This window comes from Exiguobacterium aestuarii, assembly GCF_020171655.1.
GTDB classification, from domain to species: domain Bacteria; phylum Bacillota; class Bacilli; order Exiguobacteriales; family Exiguobacteriaceae; genus Exiguobacterium; species Exiguobacterium aestuarii_A.
The window spans coordinates 230,028-252,815 of the sequence record NZ_JAIVAC010000002.1 but is presented as its reverse complement, the minus strand read 5'-3'; the positions used below and the strand labels follow the sequence as shown (position 1 = coordinate 252,815).

Annotated in this window: 27 protein-coding genes; 15 read left to right on the top strand and 12 right to left on the bottom strand. The window is 45.8% G+C overall.

Going from position 1 to position 22,788, the window contains the following annotated elements; all coding sequences use genetic code 11:
• The first annotated feature begins 154 nt into the window (after positions 1 to 154).
• The 4 genes from LCM29_RS12270 (at position 155) to LCM29_RS12255 (ending at position 3,042) form a co-directional block, all read left to right on the top strand.
• Positions 155 to 703, top strand: coding sequence for a bifunctional transcriptional activator/DNA repair enzyme AdaA (locus tag LCM29_RS12270; RefSeq protein ID WP_224863141.1), 549 nt, complete (start codon positions 155 to 157; stop codon positions 701 to 703).
• A complete protein-coding gene (locus tag LCM29_RS12265; RefSeq protein ID WP_224863140.1) occupies positions 700 to 1,593 on the top strand; it encodes a DNA-3-methyladenine glycosylase family protein in 894 nt (297 codons plus the stop codon). The genes LCM29_RS12270 and LCM29_RS12265 overlap by 4 nt, the downstream gene beginning before the upstream one ends.
• Complete coding sequence (locus LCM29_RS12260) at positions 1,580 to 2,062, top strand: methylated-DNA--[protein]-cysteine S-methyltransferase (RefSeq protein ID WP_224863139.1); 483 nt, start codon at positions 1,580 to 1,582, stop codon at positions 2,060 to 2,062. Before LCM29_RS12265 ends, LCM29_RS12260 begins: the two co-directional genes overlap by 14 nt.
• 116 nt (positions 2,063 to 2,178) lie before the next feature.
• A complete protein-coding gene (locus LCM29_RS12255) occupies positions 2,179 to 3,042 on the top strand; it encodes a DegV family protein (RefSeq protein ID WP_224863138.1) in 864 nt (287 codons plus the stop codon).
• A gap of 26 nt (positions 3,043 to 3,068) precedes the next feature.
• On the opposite strand, the gene LCM29_RS12250 is transcribed toward LCM29_RS12255, so the two are convergent.
• Positions 3,069 to 3,611, bottom strand: a complete 543-nt coding sequence (locus LCM29_RS12250) for a histidine phosphatase family protein (RefSeq protein ID WP_224863136.1) — start codon at positions 3,609 to 3,611, stop codon at positions 3,069 to 3,071.
• A 27-nt stretch (positions 3,612 to 3,638) separates the two neighbouring features.
• Complete coding sequence (locus LCM29_RS15325) at positions 3,639 to 4,097, bottom strand: DUF2691 family protein (RefSeq protein ID WP_214875962.1); 459 nt, start codon at positions 4,095 to 4,097, stop codon at positions 3,639 to 3,641.
• A 191-nt stretch (positions 4,098 to 4,288) separates the two neighbouring features.
• On the opposite strand from LCM29_RS15325, the gene LCM29_RS12240 reads away from it, so the two are divergent.
• The 3 genes from LCM29_RS12240 to LCM29_RS12230 all read left to right on the top strand — a co-directional run bounded on the left by LCM29_RS12240 (position 4,289) and on the right by LCM29_RS12230 (position 7,102).
• Entirely contained in the window at positions 4,289 to 5,788 is a 1,500-nt protein-coding gene (locus LCM29_RS12240) for a malate:quinone oxidoreductase (protein WP_224863133.1), read from the top strand.
• A gap of 278 nt (positions 5,789 to 6,066) precedes the next feature.
• Positions 6,067 to 6,390: a hypothetical protein gene (locus LCM29_RS12235; protein WP_224863131.1), complete on the top strand. Its 324-nt coding sequence runs from the start codon at positions 6,067 to 6,069 to the stop codon at positions 6,388 to 6,390.
• Between the two features lie 13 nt (positions 6,391 to 6,403).
• The gene (locus tag LCM29_RS12230; protein WP_224863129.1) at positions 6,404 to 7,102 is read left to right on the top strand and encodes a hypothetical protein; all 699 of its coding nucleotides are present in this window, start codon (positions 6,404 to 6,406) and stop codon (positions 7,100 to 7,102) included.
• 60 nt (positions 7,103 to 7,162) lie between these two features.
• Here the strand turns inward: LCM29_RS12230 and LCM29_RS12225 are convergent, their stop codons facing one another.
• From LCM29_RS12225 to adhP, 4 genes are all read right to left on the bottom strand, one after another.
• Positions 7,163 to 8,077: a methyl-accepting chemotaxis protein gene (locus LCM29_RS12225; protein WP_224863127.1), complete on the bottom strand. Its 915-nt coding sequence runs from the start codon at positions 8,075 to 8,077 to the stop codon at positions 7,163 to 7,165.
• 112 nt (positions 8,078 to 8,189) lie between these two features.
• Positions 8,190 to 8,717 carry a CarD family transcriptional regulator gene (locus tag LCM29_RS12220; protein ID WP_224863125.1) on the bottom strand — a complete coding sequence of 176 codons (528 nt, stop codon included), beginning with the start codon at positions 8,715 to 8,717 and terminating at the stop codon, positions 8,190 to 8,192.
• 107 nt (positions 8,718 to 8,824) lie between these two features.
• On the bottom strand, positions 8,825 to 9,250 hold the full coding sequence (locus LCM29_RS12215) for a MarR family winged helix-turn-helix transcriptional regulator (RefSeq protein ID WP_224863123.1): 426 nt from the start codon (positions 9,248 to 9,250) through the stop codon (positions 8,825 to 8,827).
• 112 nt (positions 9,251 to 9,362) lie between these two features.
• Positions 9,363 to 10,394: an alcohol dehydrogenase AdhP gene (gene adhP / locus LCM29_RS12210; RefSeq protein ID WP_224863121.1), complete on the bottom strand. Its 1,032-nt coding sequence runs from the start codon at positions 10,392 to 10,394 to the stop codon at positions 9,363 to 9,365.
• A 193-nt stretch (positions 10,395 to 10,587) separates the two neighbouring features.
• On the opposite strand from adhP, the gene LCM29_RS12205 reads away from it, so the two are divergent.
• The 4 genes from LCM29_RS12205 to LCM29_RS12190 all read left to right on the top strand — a co-directional run bounded on the left by LCM29_RS12205 (position 10,588) and on the right by LCM29_RS12190 (position 13,672).
• Positions 10,588 to 11,328, top strand: coding sequence for a hypothetical protein (locus LCM29_RS12205; protein ID WP_224863119.1), 741 nt, complete (start codon positions 10,588 to 10,590; stop codon positions 11,326 to 11,328).
• Between the two features lie 109 nt (positions 11,329 to 11,437).
• Positions 11,438 to 12,184, top strand: coding sequence for a methionine ABC transporter ATP-binding protein (locus LCM29_RS12200; RefSeq protein ID WP_224863117.1), 747 nt, complete (start codon positions 11,438 to 11,440; stop codon positions 12,182 to 12,184).
• Positions 12,177 to 12,839, top strand: coding sequence for a methionine ABC transporter permease (locus LCM29_RS12195; RefSeq protein WP_224863115.1), 663 nt, complete (start codon positions 12,177 to 12,179; stop codon positions 12,837 to 12,839). Before LCM29_RS12200 ends, LCM29_RS12195 begins: the two co-directional genes overlap by 8 nt.
• Positions 12,840 to 12,859: 20 nt before the next feature.
• Entirely contained in the window at positions 12,860 to 13,672 is an 813-nt protein-coding gene (locus LCM29_RS12190) for a MetQ/NlpA family ABC transporter substrate-binding protein (protein WP_224863113.1), read from the top strand.
• Positions 13,673 to 13,709: 37 nt separating this feature from the next.
• Here the strand turns inward: LCM29_RS12190 and LCM29_RS12185 are convergent, their stop codons facing one another.
• The 3 genes from LCM29_RS12185 to LCM29_RS12175 all read right to left on the bottom strand — a co-directional run bounded on the left by LCM29_RS12185 (position 13,710) and on the right by LCM29_RS12175 (position 15,921).
• Positions 13,710 to 14,546, bottom strand: a complete 837-nt coding sequence (locus tag LCM29_RS12185) for an aldo/keto reductase (protein WP_224863111.1) — start codon at positions 14,544 to 14,546, stop codon at positions 13,710 to 13,712.
• A gap of 78 nt (positions 14,547 to 14,624) precedes the next feature.
• Complete coding sequence (locus LCM29_RS12180; protein ID WP_224863109.1) at positions 14,625 to 15,587, bottom strand: HAAS signaling domain-containing protein; 963 nt, start codon at positions 15,585 to 15,587, stop codon at positions 14,625 to 14,627.
• A complete protein-coding gene (locus LCM29_RS12175; RefSeq protein WP_214696655.1) occupies positions 15,574 to 15,921 on the bottom strand; it encodes a PadR family transcriptional regulator in 348 nt (115 codons plus the stop codon). Before LCM29_RS12175 ends, LCM29_RS12180 begins: the two co-directional genes overlap by 14 nt.
• Positions 15,922 to 16,059: 138 nt before the next feature.
• On the opposite strand from LCM29_RS12175, the gene LCM29_RS12170 reads away from it, so the two are divergent.
• On the top strand, positions 16,060 to 16,461 hold the full coding sequence (locus LCM29_RS12170) for a hypothetical protein (protein WP_224863107.1): 402 nt from the start codon (positions 16,060 to 16,062) through the stop codon (positions 16,459 to 16,461).
• Positions 16,462 to 16,499: 38 nt separating this feature from the next.
• Here LCM29_RS12170 and ahpF read toward each other — a convergent pair whose 3' ends face one another.
• Both ahpF and ahpC read right to left on the bottom strand, forming a co-directional pair.
• Complete coding sequence (gene ahpF / locus LCM29_RS12165; protein ID WP_224863105.1) at positions 16,500 to 18,023, bottom strand: alkyl hydroperoxide reductase subunit F; 1,524 nt, start codon at positions 18,021 to 18,023, stop codon at positions 16,500 to 16,502.
• Positions 18,024 to 18,034: 11 nt separating this feature from the next.
• Positions 18,035 to 18,598: an alkyl hydroperoxide reductase subunit C gene (gene ahpC / locus LCM29_RS12160; RefSeq protein WP_015880295.1), complete on the bottom strand. Its 564-nt coding sequence runs from the start codon at positions 18,596 to 18,598 to the stop codon at positions 18,035 to 18,037.
• A gap of 347 nt (positions 18,599 to 18,945) precedes the next feature.
• Here ahpC and LCM29_RS12155 point away from each other — a divergent pair, with 347 nt between their 5' ends.
• Positions 18,946 to 19,848 (top strand): hypothetical protein, encoded by a 903-nt coding sequence (locus tag LCM29_RS12155; RefSeq protein ID WP_224863104.1) that lies wholly within the window; start codon positions 18,946 to 18,948, stop codon positions 19,846 to 19,848.
• Between the two features lie 10 nt (positions 19,849 to 19,858).
• Here LCM29_RS12155 and LCM29_RS12150 read toward each other — a convergent pair whose 3' ends face one another.
• Positions 19,859 to 20,281, bottom strand: a complete 423-nt coding sequence (locus LCM29_RS12150; RefSeq protein WP_224863103.1) for a very short patch repair endonuclease — start codon at positions 20,279 to 20,281, stop codon at positions 19,859 to 19,861.
• A 205-nt stretch (positions 20,282 to 20,486) separates the two neighbouring features.
• Here LCM29_RS12150 and LCM29_RS12145 point away from each other — a divergent pair, with 205 nt between their 5' ends.
• Positions 20,487 to 21,650, top strand: a complete 1,164-nt coding sequence (locus LCM29_RS12145) for a DNA cytosine methyltransferase (RefSeq protein ID WP_224863102.1) — start codon at positions 20,487 to 20,489, stop codon at positions 21,648 to 21,650.
• A 22-nt stretch (positions 21,651 to 21,672) separates the two neighbouring features.
• The gene (locus tag LCM29_RS12140; protein WP_224863101.1) at positions 21,673 to 22,740 is read left to right on the top strand and encodes an HpaII family restriction endonuclease; all 1,068 of its coding nucleotides are present in this window, start codon (positions 21,673 to 21,675) and stop codon (positions 22,738 to 22,740) included.
• The last annotated feature ends 48 nt before the right edge of the window (positions 22,741 to 22,788 follow it).

Below are 22,788 nucleotides of genomic sequence, written 5' to 3'. Positions count from 1 at the left end.
GTCATATGGCTGACAGTGTCTTCTGACTAAATCGTACTATAGGATACGACTGAAATCTGTAAAACGTTTCAAAAGAGGGGATTGTAAGCGCAAGAAAGAGGACGAAAAGTTGATTTTATATTTGCTACAGTGAGAGTAAGAGAGGGGTGTGGACATGCTGACATTTGAAGAAAAGTGGGCGAAAGTGCTCGCTTGTGACGCGACGTATGATGGGTTATTTTATACGGCCGTGAAGACGACGGGAATCTATTGCCGACCATCGTGCCGTTCCCGCAAACCAAAAAAAGAGAATGTTGATTTTTACATCACAAAACAAGAGGCAGAAGCGAAAGGATTCCGACCGTGCAAGCGATGCCAGCCGGAAGTCGAGCATGCCCCACACCGAGCACTCGTACAACAAGTGACCGTGTATCTGATGGAACATTATAAACAGCCGATTCGCCTCGAACAGATTGCCGAACATGTCCAACTGAGCCCGTTCCATTTGGAGCGGACATTTACCCAAGCGACAGGAGCGACGCCAAGGCAGCTATTGGAACGACTTCGCATCGACAAGGCAGCTTATTTATTACGAACGACCACGATGAGCAATCTGACAGTCTGCTATGAGGTCGGGTTTCAAACGCCATCGAATTTTTACCGTGTCTTCCGTCAAGTGAAAGGGTGCACACCGAATATGTATCGAAAAGGAGGGGACATATGAACGATTTGCTACTAGACGTTCCACAACCGTTTGATTTTCATGAGTGTCTCGTCTTTTTAAGTCGGTCCGAACAAGAGGTACTCCATGTCACGACGGACAAAGTAGTTCAAAAGCTGATGCGAATCGGGGAACGCCTGATCCTCGTCGAACTTCAAGGAGAGCAAGACCACATTCGTATCCTGTTCCCGGTCGATGACGTCTCGGATACGGAAACAGAAAGCATTGAACGTGAGGTTCGTGACTGGCTAGACCTTGATCGTGACCTCACACCGTTTGAGGCGATGGGGGCAGAGGATGAATTGCTGGCTCCTTTGGTTGAAGCACATCGTGGGTTACGAATTATTGGTTTCCCAAATTTGTTCGAGGCGCTTACATGGGCCATCATCGGGCAACAAATCACGCTCTCCTTCGCCTATACAATCAAGCGGCGGTTCGTGGAACGATATGGCGAACAGCGAGTCATCGAGGGAAGAACGTACTGGACGTTCCCACGTGCGGAACGAGTCGCCCTGCTTGAGCCGGAAGCGTTACGAGAGCTTCAGTTTAGTCGAAGGAAAGCGGAGTATGTTATTGATATTGCACGGGAAATAACAGGTGGGACATTATCAAAATCGGCGCTACAGTCGCAATCTTCATCTGATATTCGTCAACGCTTGCTTTCCATACGAGGTGTCGGGGCTTGGACGGCGGACTATGTGTTGATGAAGTGTTTTCAAGACGCATCAGCCTTTCCGGTCGCGGATGTCGGATTGCATCAAGCGATTCAGCATCAATTAGGTACGCCTGAAAAGCCGACGATTGAAGAAGTGAAACGATACGGGGAGCGCTGGCAAGGTTGGGAAGCATACGCGACATTCTATCTATGGAGGTCATTATATGGAGACGTATAAATTAGACATGGAGACACCGGTTGGCGTGATTGAAATCGTTGGGACCGAGAAAATCATCCAGTCGATCTTATTCGTTGAACGCGAAGTGGCGCAATTACCTGAACCGAATGTACCTGATGTGTTGCGACAGTGTAAGGAGGAGCTCGATGCATATTTTCGAGGGGATAGGATGACGTTCACCTTTCCCATTGAACAAGTAGGCACGCCGTTCCAGCGGGATGTGTGGAGTACGTTACAAACAATTCCTTTTGCGGAGACGACATCATATCGTGAACTCGCCCGTCGTGTGAAGCGACCTACGGCTGTTCGGGCAGTCGGGGCGACGAATGGACGCAACAAACTGAGTATCGTCGTGCCTTGTCATCGTGTCATCGGATCGAACGGGAAATTGACAGGGTATGCCGGTGGATTATGGCGAAAAGAATGGCTCTTACACCACGAGAAACAAGTCGCACATCAAACCCAGTAAAAAAACATTTCCCCCTCCAAATCTGCTACACTAAAGGAGGTCCTATCGTGACGTCTGAATCGACGAAGTTGTAGGATGATTCCCGTCACTTATGGAGAAGGTTTTTGGAGGAATGTATGATTAAATTACTAGCAGATTCAACGTGTGACTTATCAGATGCAGTGCTTGAACAGTACAACATCGGGGTCGCGCCGTTGATCATTACGATGAACAATATGTCTTACCAGGACCGGGTGGATATCCAGCCGGATGATTTTTACGGAATGTTGGAAGCGCTCCCGGAATTCCCGACCACGGCGATGCCGAGTCCGGCGACATTTTTAAAGTTGATGGAAGATGCGGTCGCGGCCGGGCATGAAGAGATTCTATGTATCTGCATGTCGAGTGGCACGAGCGGCTCGTATCAGTCAGCGGTCATCGGGAAAGAGTACTTCGAAGAGGCGCATCCCGAATCAACAGTGAAAATCCATGTCGTCGATTCCCGATCGATGAGTCACGGCAGCGGCTGGTTGTTGTTAAAGAGCGCGCAAATGCGTGAAACCGGTGCGACGTTCGAAGAGCTCGTTGATTTTAACGAGACGTATAAGACGAACGTGAAGCATTTCTTGTCCGTTGATGACTTGGACCATTTGATCAAGAGTGGGCGCATCTCGAACGCGAGTGCCATCATCGGAAAACTACTCATGGTGAAACCGATTATGAGCATGAAGAACGGGAAAGGTGCCATTGTTGCCAAAGAGCGAGGCACACGTAGAGTGTTGAAGCATTATACGGACGAGTTCGTGAAGCGCGTGAATCCGGACATCACGAATTTCGTAATCATCGGGTACACATCCGATCAGCGGATTGCCGAGAACTTAAAAGCGAAGCTTGAAACCGAAACAGATTTCACAGGTGAGATTTACCTCATGCAGATGGGGGTCTCGGTCGGGACACACGTTGGTCTCGGAGCCATTTCGATGTTCTTCGTGGAGAAATAATAAAAGCCGTCTCATGTCGAGGCGGCTTATTTATGTGGCCATATGCATTTGATGACGGGCTCTTCGTTACTTAAATCGAGACGATAGACGTCTGGATTACGCATCGTACGCCATGTTTCAAAGTCATATTTAGGATCAAGCCGTTGTAAGAGGAGCGCAAGCAGATTACCGTGAGTCACGAGTAGTATCGAGCCATGTTGAGACTGGACACGCTCGATCACTTGCATGATTCGCTGAGTCGCTTCCTCACCAGATTCAGCACCAGGCAACTTGAACGTCGGGTCGATGAACGACTGACGTAGCGGTGTCAGCCAGTCTTCGAGCGGTCCATCAGACAGAATACGCTCTCGTAACAACGGTTCACGTTCGATTGGAAGTTGGTGGGCTTCGGCAAGAGGTGTGACCGAAGCGACCGCTCGGGTGTAGTCGCTTGAGAGTATCCGGTCAATCGGGATTTCACGAAAGAAATCAAGGAGCAGGTGTGCTTGTTCGTGACCCGCTTCCGTGAGTGGTGCGTCAGGTTCTTGACCGGAGGCCGAGCAGTGACGAATCAGATAGAGTGTGGACATGTGGATTCTCCTTTTTGAAATGCTCAATTACCAGCAAGATAAGCGTGTCATCGAGTCATTATGACTTGTGATGTATGCAATCTCTTCGAATTCATGCAAAAAAGCATTTTCGTAGAGGGAGTTGAGCATCTCTTGGTCTTTACAGTATATCGTCACGTACTGACTGTCCGTTACAAGTAGCACAAACTCGCACGTGCTATGTAGAAAATCTTCATACGTTACGATTTCCGAGGACATATTAGAGTGGAACGCTTTTATATCAACAAAAATCAAATAGTGTTGTTGAGTGATCCGTTCATTGAGTTGTCGACCATTGATAATGGTCGACTTCGGAAACAACAAACAGTCAAGTTGTTCATCTTTCACAACATAGGATTCCTCATCAATTACCTTCCATTGATATTGGTCGAGAGGGATAGGAGTCAAAATATCTTGTAAAAAATGACGGTATTGATTAGGGATTGTAAAACTTAGACCGCGTCTCACAAGAACACCTCCTTCGTTTCAAGGAATCATGACAATTTCATAAAAAGTTTCAGCACAAAAAATCATACATAACCCTTATCATTCATCACAAAAGAGTTATAATCGGTATAACGATTATAAAATATATGATTGAGGAATGGGGATTCTTCGGTTGTATGACAAAAAATTCAGGGGATAAGGATGGGGTTTTCATGAGCAGTACGCAAACGAGAACAGACGTCATTTTAATTGGGGCAGGCATTATGAGCGCAACGCTCGGTTCACTCTTTAAAGAGCTCGTACCGGAGTGGAACATCAAAGTGTTCGAAAAGCTCGATGCAGCAGGGGAAGAAAGTTCAAACGAATGGAATAACGCAGGTACGGGACATGCCGCACTTTGCGAATTAAACTATACAACGGAGAACGCGGATGGGACGATTGATATTTCCAAAGCGGTCAACGTCAACGAGCAATTCCAAATCTCACGCCAGTTTTGGGCACATCTCGTCAAGCAAGGATTGATTGAAAATCCGGGTGCCTTCATTCGTTCGATTCCACATATGAGCATGGTCCAAGGGGAAAAGAATGTCGATTTCTTGAAACGCCGTTTGGAAGCGCTCACAACGAATCCGTTATTTGAAGGCATGGTCTTATCGGACGATCCGAATCAGCTACGGGAATGGTTCCCGCTCATCATGGACGGACGGACATCGGACGAACCGATTGCCGCGACGAAAATCGATTCAGGGACGGACGTGAACTTCGGCGCGTTGACACGGATGTTGTTTGACCATCTCACATCAAACGGAGTCGAGGTCAACTACGGCCATAGCGTCGAGGACGTGAAGCGTCTCGATAACGGTCTTTGGGAAGTGAAAGTGAAAGACTTGTCTGCGAACAAGATTGAGACGCATACGGCACCGTTTCTCTTCATCGGAGGCGGTGGCGGAAGTTTACCACTCTTACAAAAGACAGGGATTCCGGAGTCGAAACAAATCGGCGGGTTCCCAGTCAGTGGACTCTTCCTCGTCTGTAAAAATCGTGAGGTCATCGAGCAACATCACGCGAAGGTCTACGGAAAGGCGAAAGTCGGGGCACCACCAATGTCGGTACCGCACCTCGACACACGCTTTATCGATGGACGAAAAGAGTTGTTATTCGGACCGTTCGCCGGCTTCACGCCGAAGTTCTTGAAAACAGGATCGAACTTGGATTTGATTCGTTCGGTCAAACCAAACAACCTCATCACGATGCTTGCGGCAGGGGCAAAAGAGATGCCGCTCACGAAATACTTGATCGAACAGGTGCTCTTGTCACACGACAAGCGCATGGATGAACTTCGTGAATTCATCCCGAACGCCAAGAACGAAGATTGGGAAATCGTTGTGGCCGGGCAACGGGTTCAGGTCATAAAAGATACACCGCAAGGAAAAGGGACACTTCAGTTCGGAACAGAAGTCGTCAGCGCGGAAGATGGTTCCGTTGCGGCACTTCTTGGTGCTTCTCCAGGCGCATCGACAGCTGTTCATGTCATGTTGAAAGTGCTCGAGCAGTGCTTCCCGCAACAGTTACCGGAGTGGGAAGAGAAAATCAAAGAGATGGTTCCGTCATATGGCTTGAAACTTTCGGAACATCCGGACCTGTTCAAGACGATTCACGAATCGACAGCGGTCACGCTCGGTTTGGAAGAAAAGGACATGGTCCACAACTGAAGAGAATGAGGCGAGTATACAATCGTATGCTCGCTTTTTCTTTTGGGACTGTAAAAGGAGAATAAAAAAATGGGTATTTACAAAAATAGGAATATGAAAAGGAGGGATACGTCATCGATCCGATTAAACTGAGTAAGTGGGAGCAGAAAAAATATGCACGTTATCTAAAACATCTGCGAACATACGATGAATACTTCGAGTATTGTGTCATTCCGAATTATGAGGAGTATGCAACGGAACTGAAGACAGAGTCGATTCAACTCGCTGATTGTTTTGCTGTGCTGATGCGTCAGAACGGTCACTATGTGCTCGTCTCCATAGCGTTAGATGGAGCATGGGAATTCAAACGTGTGTTGCAATGGCTTGATCTCCACGAAGTGAGATTATTCCATCCTACACAAGATACATTGATTCTATCGAACGTACAGGATGTGATTGATGCAGTCACATTTCAAGGGTATCCTCTCATATTGGTCGAGAAGGGGACGAACGTGCTATTCGTCGGTCCTGAATATCTAGAAGAAGTCACAGATGAATTCGAGCAGTACCATAAAATCACGAATACGGCGTCGGCAGAATCGCTACAGATTGAAGATGAATAAGGAGCGGTGTCTCATGAATCAAGACGGGTTGACAGAGTTTGTTGAGAGCATCACTACGAAAGAATATTTGCGACCGTTTGTCAGCAAGTACAAATTGTCGAAACCGAATGTCTTTGTAGTTGGAATCAATCCAGCATCTTCGATTTTGAAAATAGATGTAAATTATGATGTCAAACGATACATTGATTTAATCACGGACAGAGAATCGTTTTTAACGTTCATTCAGCAGAAAAACGTACAAAAAGGAAAGAAACCTTTTTCAAAAACGAGAATTGGACTGAATCATCTGGTAGAACATTTAGAAACGAAGTCGAATGGGAAAATCGAAGTATTGGAGACGAATATCAATGCATATCCGACGAAAAATGCGAAACAATTAAAGGCGATGTCGCCTCGAATTCAAAAAGTTGGTCAGGAATGGTTTCGTAAATTGATGCTTGAGCATGCCCCGCCTGTCGTCATCGTGCATAGTCTGGATGCGACACGTGATTTGATGAAATGGTTAAAGTCTGAAAAGATAATTTCACCATTGGTTTACAATCGGTCTTATCGGCTCAAAGACTGGATTGACCTTGGTCCCATTCCAATCAACTATCCTTGTGGTGCGAGAGGCGTCGTCTTTTGTACGAAGCACTTGAAATACTATGGACGGAAGGGCAATGCGTTTCAACAGTTAAGAGATGATGTATTGAACCAGTTTAAAGAACACTGACAAAAACCGTTCAATCGAAGCAGGACGCGTTGTCGCAGCTTCATTTGAACGGTTTTAGCGTCATACCATTTTAAGAAACGTCTTCGCCTGTTGTTCGAGTGTAGCTGCTGAATCCGCTAATTTCTCGAACTCTCGGACCGTCTGTTCGAGTTGTCCGGAGCTATCTTTCACTTTGTGAGAGATGCGTCCGATGCTCGTGGACACGTCATCGATCCGTTTGACGATTCCTTCGATATTGTGATTCACTTCTGTGATCGAGAGGGACACTTTATTCGACAGATTACGCACTTCCGTGGCGACGACATTGAACCCGCGCCCATGCTCACCTGCTCGTGCCGCCTCGATGGCCGCATTGAGTGCGAGCAAATTCGTTTGGGCAGCGATTTCGCGAATCGTTTGGACGATGTCCGTGATCATCTTTGCCTCTTGTTGGAGTGCAAGAAGGTGTTCCCTGTTTTGAATCGATTCTGCTTCAATTTGTTTCACATTTTCTAGCACATGTTCTCCGTCCTGCTTACCAACCTTAGACTGTGCGGATAAGTACTCTGATGTTTCTTGAAGGTTGTTTGCTAGATGGAGAACATCCTGTTGACGTGATGTGATATCAGCTGCAATCTTAGAGACACCAATGACACGTCTGTTCGTATCATCAAAAATAGGCATATAGGTGGCTTCTAACCAAACCGTTCGACCATCTGCAGCAAGACGTTCGATTTTGTCATGATAACTGACTCCTTGCATCAGTTTCCGCCAAAACAAGTCATACTGGGGACTGTTTGCAAACTCCGGCAAGCAAAGGTCACGATGGTGTCGTCCCATCAATTGAGTGACTTCATAGCCCATCGTTCTGGCGAAAATCTCGTTGACGTAGGCGACGCGTCTGTCTTCATTGAATCGGATGATGGCCAAATTATTTTCGATGGCTCGAATCACATGCGTGTCGGTGACATGGGTCGTACTAGAGTGCAGTTGCATCCTAACATCCTCCCTATATCGTGTGAGTTATTTGTATTAGGATACCCCATAATTGTAAAAATAAGTATATTATTGTGACAGAACAAAAAAAGACCTCTTCCACGTGGAAGGGTCAAGGTGTGAGTGTCGCCATGCTTTCATGTAAGTATTCACCGATTTGACGTTCGATGTCGCTCTCTGAACGTTCAAGAGCGAGCGAGAGTTCTTTCACCAAAATGGTTTTGGCGTTCTCTAAAATTTTACGATCTTGTTCGTACAGCTTTTTGTTTGCCTGTAGCGATTCGATTTGACGACGGCTCAACGTATTCACGACTTGAGCGATCTCGTGACGGTTTCCTGAATGGACAACATTTAAAAATTCACGATTGCGATTGTTCGAATGCGGATTCCATTCAACGCCAGGCGAGCGGAACGACTCTAAAATCTCTGATGCTTCGTCTGCTTCGAGCAACGTCAACATCATCACATTGTCATTATCGATCGGGATGCTAATCTGCAACTTCTGTGAGTTGTTGATGGGGTGAAGCGTATAGTACGATTTCGTTTCTCCTGCGACCGTTTTGTCCGAAATGTCGTCGATGCGACATACGCCATGGGTCGAGTAGATGATTAAGTCTCCAGCTTTAAACAAGTCGATCACCTCTTCCTTATCTATAAGCATAGTCATTCAGAAGGTGAAATGTCAACTCGGTTGACGTTTGGTGCAAGGTGTGCATATAAAAATCGTGACGAGTGAACCCGACACGATTACAGTTTCCAGTCTATCCGTAGAATGGTTTTCAGTTGATTGAACGCCTCTTGTCCGATGCTTTCTTGGATCCGTTGCTCGAGTTGCGCTTTGAGCGCCTCATTCTGTTCATAACAAGTGTGACCGAGAGAGGTCAGCTCGATGCATTTGTCCTTTCGATTTTGCGGATGGTCCGTCACGAGGACGAGCGCCTTACCTTCTAGATTCTTAATCAGTTTATGAATCGCTTGCCGCGAGATATGGACGTCTCGTGTGACCTCGGCAATGGTCGTCTTGGCTTGATAAAGTGTAGCAAGAATATACCATTCAGAGTTTGAGATGTGGATGTCACTCTGCTCATTCCAGGATTGTTCACTTATGCGTCGAACTTGATCGTTTCGTTCTGTCAGTAAATCAAGTAGACGTGTTGACGTTGATGGAGTCAAATCAAGTCACTCCTCTTTCGTTTCCAGGTTTTAAGACGTTCCTAACTATACAAAAGCAACTATACCCCGTCAACGTCAATCTAGAACAAAACGAGGCACAAGGCCTCGTTTTTTACTGGCAGTCTTTATTTTTGAAATCGATGACCATCCGTCCCTGAATTTTCCCTTGTTCCATCTCTTCGAACACGTCTTGCACTTCGTGAAGGCAACGCTTGTGAACGACCGGGACGACGAGTCCTTCGGCTCCGAACTGGAAAGCCTCTTCTAGGTCTTTACGTGTCCCGACGAGAGACCCGACAACTTCAATCCCATCGAGAACGAGACGGGGGATGTTCAAATCCATCGTTTCAGAAGGAAGCCCGACGGCTACGACTTTCCCGCAGGCTCGAACGGCGTTGACCGCTGAATTGAAGGCAACTTTTGAGACGGCCGTGACGACTGCGGCGTGTGCTCCGCCGAACTTCTCTTGAACGATGTCCGCCGCATCTCCCTCGTTCGAAGGGTTGATCGTCAAATCGGCGCCGCTCTCTTTAGCGAGTTCTAGCTTGTCGTCGTTCAAATCGACAGCGATGACGTGCGCGTTGAAAACATGTTTTGCATATTGGATGGCTAGGTTGCCGAGTCCACCACAACCGTAGATGACGACCGTCTCCCCAGGCTTCACGTCCGCGACTTTGATGGCCTTATACGTCGTGACGCCCGCACATGTGATACTTGAGGCTTGTGCAGGATCCAAGCCTTCTGGCACTTTGACGGCATAATCTGCCACGACGATACTTTGCTCAGCCATGCCACCGTCAACGCTATAGCCGGCATTTTGAACGTTTCGGCAGAACGTCTCGCGTCCCGTCGTACAATATTCGCAGCGACCACACGCATGGTACATCCAGGCGATGCTGACACGGTCGCCAACTTTTAGACTTTTGACATCGTCCGCGATTTTTGACACGATCCCAATCCCTTCATGACCGAGCACACGTCCTTGGACATCCCCGAAGTCACCGGCCGCGACGTGAAGGTCCGTATGACAAACGCCACAGTACTCGACATCGACGAGCGCTTCCCCAGATTGTAATGGACGAATTTCCTTTTCCACGACTTCAACGTTGGCTTTGCTTGCTGAATTGACAACGACTGCTTTCATGTTTGAACACACTCCTTGTGAGAAATTAGCGAATCTGCCTAAAAACACTCTGAATCACACCGTCAGAATATCACAAAAAATGGAATGAAAGCGCTTTATTTTTGGATAGCATTTGTCTGAAACATGAACTTTTGTCACATGAAGATTTAGGGAAATAGAGATGAAGGAAGCAAACGAAAGGAGTGTCAGTTACATGACACGGACAGAGTTATTTCACACGTACAAATCGAAAATTTTGCAGTTATCAAATTTAGAAGAAGAGACGTTAAAAAGTGAAGACTTTTTGTTAGACCGTGATGAAAAGAAACAACTCGACATCTATTACGCACCGTTTGAATACTTCAATCCAAAGGCGAAAGTCGTCATCGCGGGAATCACGCCAGGCTTGTATCAAATGCGTCAGTCGTTCGAAGCAATCCGTGACTTAGAAGATGCCACGGACGAAGAGGCGCTTCGAGCCGTCAAACAACGTGGCAGTTTTTCCGGTCCGATTCGAAAGAACTTGGTGACGATGCTAGACGATTTGGAGTTACATCATCATCTTGGAATCGAATCTTCCCTCGATTTGTTTGGATCAGCGAACCATCTCGTTCAAAACACGGCGGTCCTCCCTTATCCAGTCTTTTATAAGGGCAAGAACTATAACGGATCGAGCCCGGATATGATTCGAACAAAGCTGTTTCGACCATACGTAGAAGGAATCTTCGCAGAAGAGATGGCCCATCTTCAAGATGCACTCATCCTACCGATGGGCGTGAACGTGAGGCGAGCTATGGAATTATTGGTTGAGCGAGGGCTCTTGGATCAGGAACGTGTGGTGAGTGGGTTTCCACATCCGTCTGGTGGGAACGGTCATCGCCATCGCATCTTCGCCGAAAATCGAGACGCCATGAAGCGACACATCGCCGAACATTTTAAACGACATCCACTCTGAACCGCAGTGCGGTTCTTTTCATGTGAGCACATGAACTGACATCAACTCTTTACTTCGCTAAAATGATAAACGGTTGACTCACTCACGAGATGTAGAAAGGATGTCTGCCATGATCACATTGTCGTCCGTCCATAAGCGTTATGGACAAGAGATGGCCGTTCGCGATGTATCGCTTCATATTCGAAAAGGTGAGATTTACGGCATTATCGGCGCAAGCGGTGCCGGGAAGTCGACGCTTCTTCGATTGATGAATTTGTTGGAGAAACCGGATACCGGGAACGTCACGGTCGATGGCGACCAGTTGACCGAACTCTCTAATCGGGAACTACGCAAGAAGCGACATCGGATTGGAATGATTTTTCAACAATTTAATCTTGTTGCGAATAAAACCGTCTTTGATAACGTCCTCGATTCACTGAAGCTTGCCAAGCGGCCGAAATCCTCATGGGAGACGCGCGTGATGGAATGTCTCCGGTTCGTTGGACTCGAAGCGTACCGCGATAAATATCCTTCCCAGTTGAGTGGGGGACAGAAGCAACGGGTCGCCATCGCTCGGGCACTCGCAAGCGAACCGAGCGTGCTCCTGTGCGATGAACCGACCTCTTCCCTCGACCCGAACACGACGGCGGAAGTACTGCGTGTCCTTCAGTCAGTCAATGAAAAACTCGGCGTCACCGTCGTCCTCGTCACACATGAGATGGATGTCATTCGTCAAATCTGTCATCGTGTCACCGTCATGGCAGACGGTACCGTTCATGAGACGATTGAACGGGAGCCGACAGGGGTGGTCGCCATCGATCAGAACCCAAGTTGGTTCGTCGAACAGTTACGGAAGGAGGGTGAACCGAATGCCTGACATCTTGTTGCGCTATCAATCGGAGATTTGGCAGTCCATCGCCGAGACGTTCATCATGGTCGGGGTATCGATTCTCGCTGCAATCCTAGTTGGACTTCCATTAGGTACGTGGCTTTATCTTTCGCGTAAAGGACAATTGTTAGAGAATCAAATCGTCTTCTCCGTCCTTAACTTAGTCGTGAACATTGTCCGGTCTTTCCCGTTCTTGTTACTCGTCGTGTTTTTGATTCCATTTACACGGCTTATCATCGGAACGGCCATCGGAACAGCGGCAGCGACGGTGCCACTTTCCATCATCGCCATCGCGCATTATGCGCGCCTCGTCGAACAGTCGTTGATTGATGTTCCGCGGGGAGTCGTTGAAGCGGCGCTTTCGATGGGGGCGTCGGTGAAAGATATCATCTTCAAGTTTCTTTATGTCGAAGCCAGATCCGGTCTCGTGCTCGGATTGACGACATCCATCATCAGCTTTATCTCGTACTCGACGATCATGGGGGTCGTCGGGGGCGGTGGCATCGGTGACTTTGCCATCCGTTACGGGTATCAACAGTTCCAGACAGAACTCATGCTCTATATGATTCTCATCATGCTCGTCTTCGTGCAATTGATCCAGTTCACGGGCACGACCGTGGCACGAATCATCGACAAACGCTAAACAGAAAGTAGGAAATGAATATGAAAAAATTGATGGCACTTCTTGCCTCGCTCACACTCGTCCTCGCCGCATGCGGGAACGACACAGAAACACAAACAGAACAATCGAACGAACCACAGACGTTGAAAGTCGCGTCACTCATCCCACCGATGACAGATATGCTTGAAATCGCGAAAGAACAGCTCGCAGAAGAGAATATCGAACTCGAAATCGTCGTCCTCGGAGACAACGTCCAACCGAACTCGGCACTTGCGGCGAAAGAAGTCGATGCGAACTTCTTCCAACACGTCCCGTACATGGAAGAGTTCAACCGCAGCAATGATGCGAATCTCGTTCCAATCGAACCAATCTATTTCGCAAACTACGGCGTATACGCGAAAAACTATGACAACATGGAAGACATTCCGGAAGGCGCGACCATCGCCATCGCCAACGACGTATCGAACATCGACCGTTCACTCTCCCTTCTCGCACAACATGATGTAATTGAACTCGGAGAGAAAGAAGGCACGTACTATACACAAGCTGATATCACATCGAATCCGAAAAACTTCAATTTTGAAGAAGTCGACTTGTTGATGCTCGCTCGTGCATACGATGATGTCGATGCGGTCTTGATGACACCGGCTTACGCAGCACCGCTCGGTTTGACACCGAAGAGTGACGCACTCCTCACAGAAGGTGTCGAGAACGACTTCGCAATCACGCTTGTCGCACGTGAAGACAACCAGGACGACGAAACAATCCAAAAACTCGGTGAGGCCCTCACGAGCGATGAAGTCCGTGCGTTCTTAGAAGAAAATTATGAAGAAACAGCCATTCCGGCGTTTTAACTAAAAAAGATTGAGCCTTTGTCGGCTCAATCTTTTTTTAGTACTCTTCGTATTCTCTTGGATCTTGGTCATCGATGCGACCATCCGGCTTCGTCAACGCATTGAGCGTCTCCATCTCTTCGTCGGTCAATTCAAAGTTGAAGACATCGAGGTTCTCTTTTTGGTGTAACTCGCTAGATGAACGGGCGAGCGGAATCACACCGAGCTGGATATGCCAGCGCAAGATAACTTGAGAGACACTCTTGCCTTTTTGTTTGGCAAGTTCGGTGATCTTCTCGTCATGGATGACCGTACGGGCGCGACTGAGCGGGCTCCATGCCTCTGTGATGATGCCGCGTTCTTTATCGGCTTGACGCTGCTCGACTTGCGAGAAGTACGGGTGTAACTCGATTTGGTTGATGACCGGTGTTTCTCCCGTTTCTTCAATCAAACGGTCAAGATGTTCCGGCATGAAGTTCGATACCCCGATGGAGCGGATCCATCCGTTTTTCTTCGCCTGAATCAATGCACGCCACGCCTCGACGTAATTGTCTTGTTTCGGGTTTGGCCAATGCAAGAGGAACAAATCCCAATAGTCGAGGTTCGCCCGATATAGGGACTCCCGAATCATCTCGAGTGCCTGGTCGTAGTCATAATATTGCGCGCGCAATTTTGATGTTAAGAAAAGTTGTTCGCGCGGGATGCCAGATTGGCGAACCGCCTCACCGACCGCACCTTCATTATCATAACGAATCGCCGAATCGATCAGTCGATATCCGTTTCGGATGGCGCACGTAATGGCGTCGACCCCTGCTTCACCTTTTAAATAAACCGTTCCGAGTCCAATGGCCGGAATCTCATAACCATCATGTAACTTCATTGTTGGAATACCCATCAAATGCCTCCCCATTCAAAATCCGTTCTCTTCTCCGCTATTCCACTTTCCTCGGAAATGAAACGTTCGAATGTGAGGTCAACGACGAAAGGCTTTGATCAACCCTTCGGCCAGATCGAGGATACACACGACAATGATCGTGAACAAAATACTCCATACACCCCAGCGACTGATCGTTTCGATGTCGATATTCGTTTGTTCAGCAATCAAAGAGAGCGCTTCGGTCGAAATTAGATCAGGTTGCAGTAAAATGAGTGCCGTGACGGCAATCCATACCACATTGAAGAGGGCGTTCCACAAGGCGAGCGGCTTCGTCCAGTGTCGAACGATCCATTTGTAAATGGCAATCGCGATACCGAAAACGGCCAAAGCAATGACAAATGGGAAGAATTGATTCAAGACAGACGAATTGAGTAGTGGATAGGATTCGCCATCCGTGACGACGCGAATTAACTGTTCGGCGTTGACGTACAATACGACCATCAAAACGGTGACGACAACATCAAACAAGATTGAACCAAGAGAGATTGAGGTCGAACGAGGTTTTACTTTCTTGAGTTGTTCAGGTTTCCAACTCGAGAAGGGGACTTCGCCCTCAGGTACAGCCCGTTCGATGATGAAGAACGTGAGGGTAATCCAGAATAGCGTTTGAACGACAACATTGAAGATGGCAGCCCCGGTTTGAAGGAATGCTTGAATCAAGAATTGACTCCAAGACGTGTCGTCGATGGGATTGGTCAAATAACCGATGATGGAGAGAATGGTGACAACCGTGACGGCAATCGGTAAGACAATCTTGATGATGTTCACGTACTGTGTGAAGAAAGCTGGTCCGATGAGATGGAGGAGACGATTCGCATAACGAGCAGCGAGAACATGAGGGTCGCCGAGTTCGCGCAACGCTTCAAATAAGGCAGTTTCAGACGGGTCATTTCCAGTCATGTCATCGATGGTCGATTCCAATTCAAGGGCGACATCTTGCCGCATCGATTCAGGGATTCGAGAAGTGACTTCATCGATATACACATCACGAAGATTCATGATCATTTCCTCCTTCAATGAGACGGGTCAACGTTTTCGACATCTTCATCCATTCTTCGTACAATTCATTCAAAATAGCCATTCCATCGGGGCTGAGCACATAGTACTTTCGAGGTCGACTCTCCGTCGTATCCCAGGAACTCGTGACGAGCCCTTGTTTTTCAAGTCGACGCAAGAGCGGGTAGAGCGTGCTTTGATCAATGTTGATTTCGGCATCAAGTAATGCCTGGACGAGCGAGTAACCATACTGTGGTGTCTTCAACTGACTGAGCACCGCAATCGTCAACGTACCACGACGCAACTCTGTCACCAACGAGGCTTTGACATCGGACATTTTTTCGCCTCCTTCATTCGTTCATCTTTATACTGTATATCATACACTATAAGTCATCATACATCAATGTAGTCAATAATCTAAAAAAGAAATTGAGTCTTTTCCTGATTTTGGGATAATGAAGGGGAGGTGATGTTCATGAAGTGGTGGTGGATAGTTGGCGGTATCGTAATTGTCATGTTGATGGAAGTGAACGTTCGGATATATGGTGGAGCCGCAACGTTCGGTGTGCCGATTGGGTGGATGATCACGCTATTGGTCATGACCCAGTTTCGAAAGCCGACATCAACTCGATGGGTTGTGGCGTTTGGGGTGATTAGCGTCAGTATCGGAATCGTGTTATCTGTACCGACTTATTCGGTAGCGGAAGCGGAAGAGGCGTTGGACAAAACGTACAGTGATGTGACGTATATGGAAAGCGTACCGACAACTGGGGGAGAATGGAATCCATTTACTCCTCGAAGGGGCTACCGATTTGAGACGGGGAGTGGAGACTCAGTCTTGTTCATCCCGGACTCCGGGAAAACGTTTGAACTGTAAAAAAGACTCGCTCTCATGATAGAGGGCGAGTCTTTGTATTAGTTGCGAATCATGTAGTCGAAGGCGCCGAGTGCGGCTGTCGCACCAGAACCCATCGAGATGATGATTTGTTTGTAGGCGCTGTTCGTGCAATCTCCTGCCGCGAACACACCTGGGACGTTCGTCGCGCCATGACGGTCGACAACGATTTCCCCAAAGTTGTTGCGTTCGACCGAGTCGAGCCAGTCCGTGTTTGGGACGAGGCCGATTTGGACGAAGACGCCTTCAAGTTCGACATGGTGTGACTCGTTCGTCTCACGAGACACATACGAGATGCCGTTCACTTTGTCCGTACCCGTGATTTCTGTCGTCTGAGCGTTCGTGATGACAGTCACGTTCGGGAGGCTGTGGAGACGGTCTTGAAGCACTTGGTCGGCCTTGAGTTCAGGAGCGAACTCGAGAACCGTTACATGCTTGACGATACCTGCGAGGTCGATGGCCGCTTCGATCCCAGAGTTACCGCCACCGATGACCGCGACACGTTTCCCTTCGAAGAGAGGGCCGTCACAGTGCGGGCAGTAAGCGACCCCTTTGTTTTTGAACTCCGCCTCACCTGGGACATTGACGTTACGCCAGCGTGCACCGGTTGAGAGGATGACGCTCTTACTCTTCAAGACTGCGCCGTTCTCGAGTTCGATTTCGACGAGGTCATTTTTCTCAAGACGCTTCGCGCGTTGGAGGTTCATGACGTCAATCCCGTACTCTTTGACGTGCTCTTCTAGACTTGCGACAAGCTTTGGACCTTCTGTATAAGCGGTACCGATGAAGTTCTCGATGCCCATCGTGTCCATCACTTGGCCGCCGAAGCGCTCTGCGATGATTCCGGTACGGATTCCTTTACGAGCCGCGTATACGGCTGCGCTCGCACCCGCTGGACCGCCACCTACGACGAGGACGTCATACGGGTCTTTGTCCGAAAACGCAGAAGCGTCAGGACCTGTACCGAGTTTCGCTAAGATCTCTTCGAGTGACATCCGACCGTTACCGAACGATTCTCCGTTCAAGAAGACCGTCGGGACAGCCATGATCTCTTTCGCTTCCACTTCATCCTTGAACGCGGCTCCGTCGATCATCGTGTGCGTGATGTTCGGGTTGAGGACGCTCATGACGTTTAGCGCTTGCACGACGTCAGGACAGTTGTGGCAGCTGAGGCTGATGTATGACTCGAAGTGATACGTGCCTTCGATATTTTGGATCTGTTTGATCGTGTCCGCATCAACTTTCGGTGCACGCCCACTCACTTGGAGGAGGGCGAGGACGAGTGATGTGAACTCATGTCCGAGTGGAATCCCCGCGAAGACGATTCCTGTTTCTTCAGACGGACGATTCACGCTGAAGCTCGGTGTACGCTCGAGTGTCGCGCGTTCGACCGAGATGCGTGATGACATGCTGGCGAGTTCTCTGACGAGCTCGAGCATCTCGTTTGAGACTTTGTCTTCCCCAGCACTCACACGGAGGACGACATCGCCCTCCATGAGCTGGAGATATTGGTCGAGCTGTTGTTTAATCGCTGCTTCTAACATGCAATCGCTCCTTACAATTTACCGACGAGGTCAAGGCTTGGGCGGAGTGTTTCAGAACCCTCTTCCCATTTCGCTGGGCAGACTTCGCCTGGGTTGTTGCGTACGTATTGTGCTGCTTTGACTTTGTTGACGAGCGTGCTCGCGTCACGGCCGATGCCGCCAGCGTTGATCTCGACAGTTTGGATGACGCCGTCTGGGTCGATGATGAACGTACCACGGTCTGCGAGGCCGTCTTCTTCGTTCAAGACGTCGAAGTTGCGTGAGATGACGTGTGATGGGTCACCGATCATGATGTACTCGATTTTTCCGATTTTCTCAGATGTTTCGTGCCAAGCTTTATGTGTGAAGTGTGTGTCTGTTGAGACAGAGTAAACTTCTACACCGAGGTTTTTAAGTGTAGCGTACTCGTTTTGAAGGTCTTCGAGTTCAGTTGGGCAGACGAATGTGAAGTCAGCTGGGTAGAAGCAGACAACGCTCCATTTACCTTTGAGGTCGTTCTCTGTAACTTCGAGGAATTCACCTGTTTGGAATGCTTGTGCTTTGAATGGTAGTACTTCTTTGCCGATTAATGACATGGGTTATGTCCTCCTTGTTTTTTACTCTAGCGTTTCTATCTCGACTAGAATAATTATAATGTAATACTAAATTCATATAACGAGCTGGAATTGTCAAGGCGTTTGCATGCTTTGAAATGTGTTGAAATAATTAGAAGTATTGATAAATATCTATGTATCAATGATGGTAACGCTTTCAATTGATTTTGTTTTTCTTTGATAACATTTATATGATTTTTTCAATCTTATTATAGAACAGTTATTTTTAATACTGAAAAAGCTGTGGAATTCTCGTACGTGGGCGATATATTATCAATTAAGATGAAGTGTCGTAAGGGGTTTTTAAAATATTTGGGGAGCGTTATGCAATGGGAATATCATTAAATCAAAATGCGTTAGAGTTTATACAAGAATTTGAAAAAGTGGCTTGTAAAAGTACATGGACAAAACGCGAATTAGTAATAAAGTTTATCGATTCAGAATTCTATGATGTGAATTTTGAAACTTACCATTCGTCAGCATTAGAAAAATCAATATGGTGGGCTGTCAAGAGAAGTGGAAATTGGGTGATGAATCGCTCCTTTTATAAAATAAAGTCAAAGGAGGGTAAGTCAATGACTCATTTAAATAGAGCGGAACATAACTTTGGAATAGCAGTTGTGGAGAAACAAAAAGAAGATAAGAAAGAGGAAATTGATTTTGCGACGAATTCTAATGAGGATATTGTAGACACCGTGGATATTTCTGAGAACGCGATGCATGCAGCTATTTTGGCGATTTCGTATGACCGAGATGCGTTGATCCGACATCTTAGCGAGCATTTATACGAGGTCACAATGCTGTCGTTATCTATTCGAGACGAAGGACTACGCCATTATCAATTAAAAAAAGGCATGGGTGAGAACTTATATTTTTTAACGGAAAGTTTCTTTCGTGGACTTGGGTTGGCGAAAACAAAATATCGGATGGGGGATTTCATTACAGAAGGAGCAAAAGAGCGCTTAATAAATCGAATACCGTCTGGACTAGTATATGAACATATGGTCCCGAAAAACATTTACTTAAATGAGTTCAGAGAATTAGCACTTAAGAATGAACTAACAAGAGAAAGAATCCATCAACTTTTAGACAAATATCACTTCATTTGTATCATTACAAAAGAAGAGGACAGATTACTGTCCTCGACAAAAATGCCAGATGATTGGGAAGGCAATAACCCGTTTTATCGTTATGAAAAAGCAGGAATCGATTTTGAGCCTGTTCAATATTAGACTTCTATTCTTACAAATTTGAAAGAGAGCGTTGGCGTTCTACATAATGAGAGATTACATAAATCACATGATCAAAATCTTCTTTGATCTCATGTTCCCAAAAACGAAGAATCGTCCATCCTTCCTCTACATAATGGCGTGTAACTTCTGCATCCCTTTCAATATTCCGTCTGATTTTTTGGTCCCAAAACTCACTATTGATCTTGGGAAGCTTAAAATGAACAGGACAACCATGCCAAAAACATGAATCTAAAAAGACAACGAGTTTGTATTTTTTTATTGAAATATCGGGCGACCCATACAAAGTACGATCATTTTTACGGAATCGGTATCCTTTTTGCCATAAAGCTCGTCGTACCTTGATCTCCATTTTCGTATCTTTACCTCTTATTGCACGCATATTATTTGATCTATTTGACTGTGTCTTTTTCATTGAGTTTGCTCCTAAATTCTATTAAGAACCGATTTAATCGACACTTAGGTAACTTTACCCATTTCTATTAAGATGCAATGCTAGTGTATATATTGAGTATATGAAGGATTTACGGAATAATAATTGATAAAACAAATTGTTAAATCAAAATCCATATGCTATTGTTTTCTTACAAAGTTATAATGGCGAACGGAGGTTCTTATAATTGCGTGGGGGAAGTCGCTCTGGAGCAGGAAGAAAGGTTCTACCTCATAATGATAAAAGAAAAAGTAGAAGTGTTTACATTGATGACCAATTATACGAAGAAATAATGAATCTAGATGTTGATGAAAAGCTTAGCTTTTCAATGAGATGTAATTTACTTTTACAACAAGGATTGACTATATACGAAAAAAATGAGGAGGATCGTCTGATGGATGGAAAATTACGATTTATTGATTTGTTTGCTGGGATAGGTGGCATTAGAAAAGGCTTCGAGGATGAAAATACGACGGGGGTGTTTAGTGCAGAATGGGATCCACACGCAGCTAAGACATATGAAGCAAACTATGGAGAAGTACCTTTCGGTGATATAACAAAAATTCATGAGAAAGATATTCCGGAACATGATGTGCTGTTGGCGGGATTTCCGTGTCAGCCATTTTCAAATATAGGAAAACGACAAGGTTTTGCTCACGAAACTCAAGGAACATTATTTTTTGATGTTTTAAGAATTTTAAAATGGCATATGCCAAAAATGTTTTTATTAGAAAATGTACCGGGCATTTTAACTATTCAAAATGGAGAAACATTTAAAATAATCGTTAGTGCCTTAGAGGAATTAGGATATAGTGTGTTTCATGACGTATTGGATGCTCAAAATTTTGGGTTACCCCACGTTAGGAAGCGGGTTTTAATTATTGGGTTTCATCCTAATATGAATATTTCTGAGTTTGAGTTTCCTAAGGGTGACCCTGATAATAAAGTTCCTATCAAAACCATTCTAGAGAAGAATGTTGAAGGATATACAGTTTCTGAGCATCTGCAGAATAGTTATCTATTTAAGAAAGATGACGGGAAGCCTCAATTGGTGGATCATGATTCAGATGTTCAAGCTAAAACATTAGTTGCAAGTTATCATAAAATTCAACGATTGACAGGCACTTTTGTTAAAGATGGCCCAACAGGTGTAAGACTCTTTTCCGAACTTGAATGCAAGCGACTCATGGGCTTTCCTGAATCATTTGTTGTTCCGGTTTCAAGGACACAAATGTATAGACAATTTGGAAATTCTGTAGCGGTCCCGGTTATTAAAGCAGTGGCAGATAAAATGAAGTTAGTCTTGCAAGAAGCAGAAATGAAAGATGAACAAATGACATTAAAGATTTAAAAACACAACTTAGGAGAAGCTCATGTCCAAATATAACAAAGGTGAGTGGTCAGAGTTTTACGCATTTTTAAATACTATGTGTTCTGGGAAACTCGACATAGTAGATGACCATTTAAATTTAATACCTGATGCAGGTTACGAAGTAATTAAGCTCTATAAAGCTGATACTGAAAATCCACACATTGATATTGAGTATGATATTTCGAATATTGATCAGGGGTATGTCATTGTTAAAGATTCTATTGGGGAGTATCGCGTTAGCAAAGAAGATGTTGCGAATGGAAGAACAAAATTGCTAAACGCTATACAAAATGGAAGTGGTACGTTCAGTGTTCCTGAATTAGATGAGCTTATTCATGATCTGAAGCTTAAAAGTATAAAAAGTCCATCATCTAGTAAGAGTGATTTAAAAATCCAGATATATGATCAACGTACAGGTCTTTCACCACAGCTTGAATTCAGTATTAAATCTTTAATGGGGAGTCAACCCACGTTATTAAACGCTTCTGAACCTACATCGGTATACTATAGTCCTTCAAAACCAGTCACGACTGAAATTATCGAGGAAATTCAAAATTTGAATAGTCGAAATAAACTTATGGAACGTGCTGCTTATTTAGAAAGTAAAGATATTCAGTTGCAGTTTAAATACATGAATAATACTTTCTCACGTAATCTACAAATGACTGATTTCCTAATGCCAAAAATTTTGAGTGATTTGTATTACTGCTCATTGTTCGTAAGAGGAAAAAAAATCAAAGATGTTGTTGAGTCATATGTTCACAAAACTGGCGAAGATATTGAGTTAATTGAACATAAAGTAAAAGAGATGTTAGTTTCAATTGCATTAGGTATGGTGCCCAATAAAAAGTGGTCTGGGCTTGATTCCGCCACAGGAGGATACATTATCGTAAAAGAAAATGGGACTATTATTTGCTACCATATTTACGATCGTAATCGTCTCAAAGACTATCTTTATTCACATACTGCATTTGACACACCTTCCACATCACGCTACGAAGCTGGTGTTTTTCATGACGTCAATGGTGAAAAGCTGTTCAAATTAACTATGCAAATACGATTTTGTTGAAGCCATCAAATATAAAAGACAGGTTCGAAACCTTGACTAAAAAGTTTG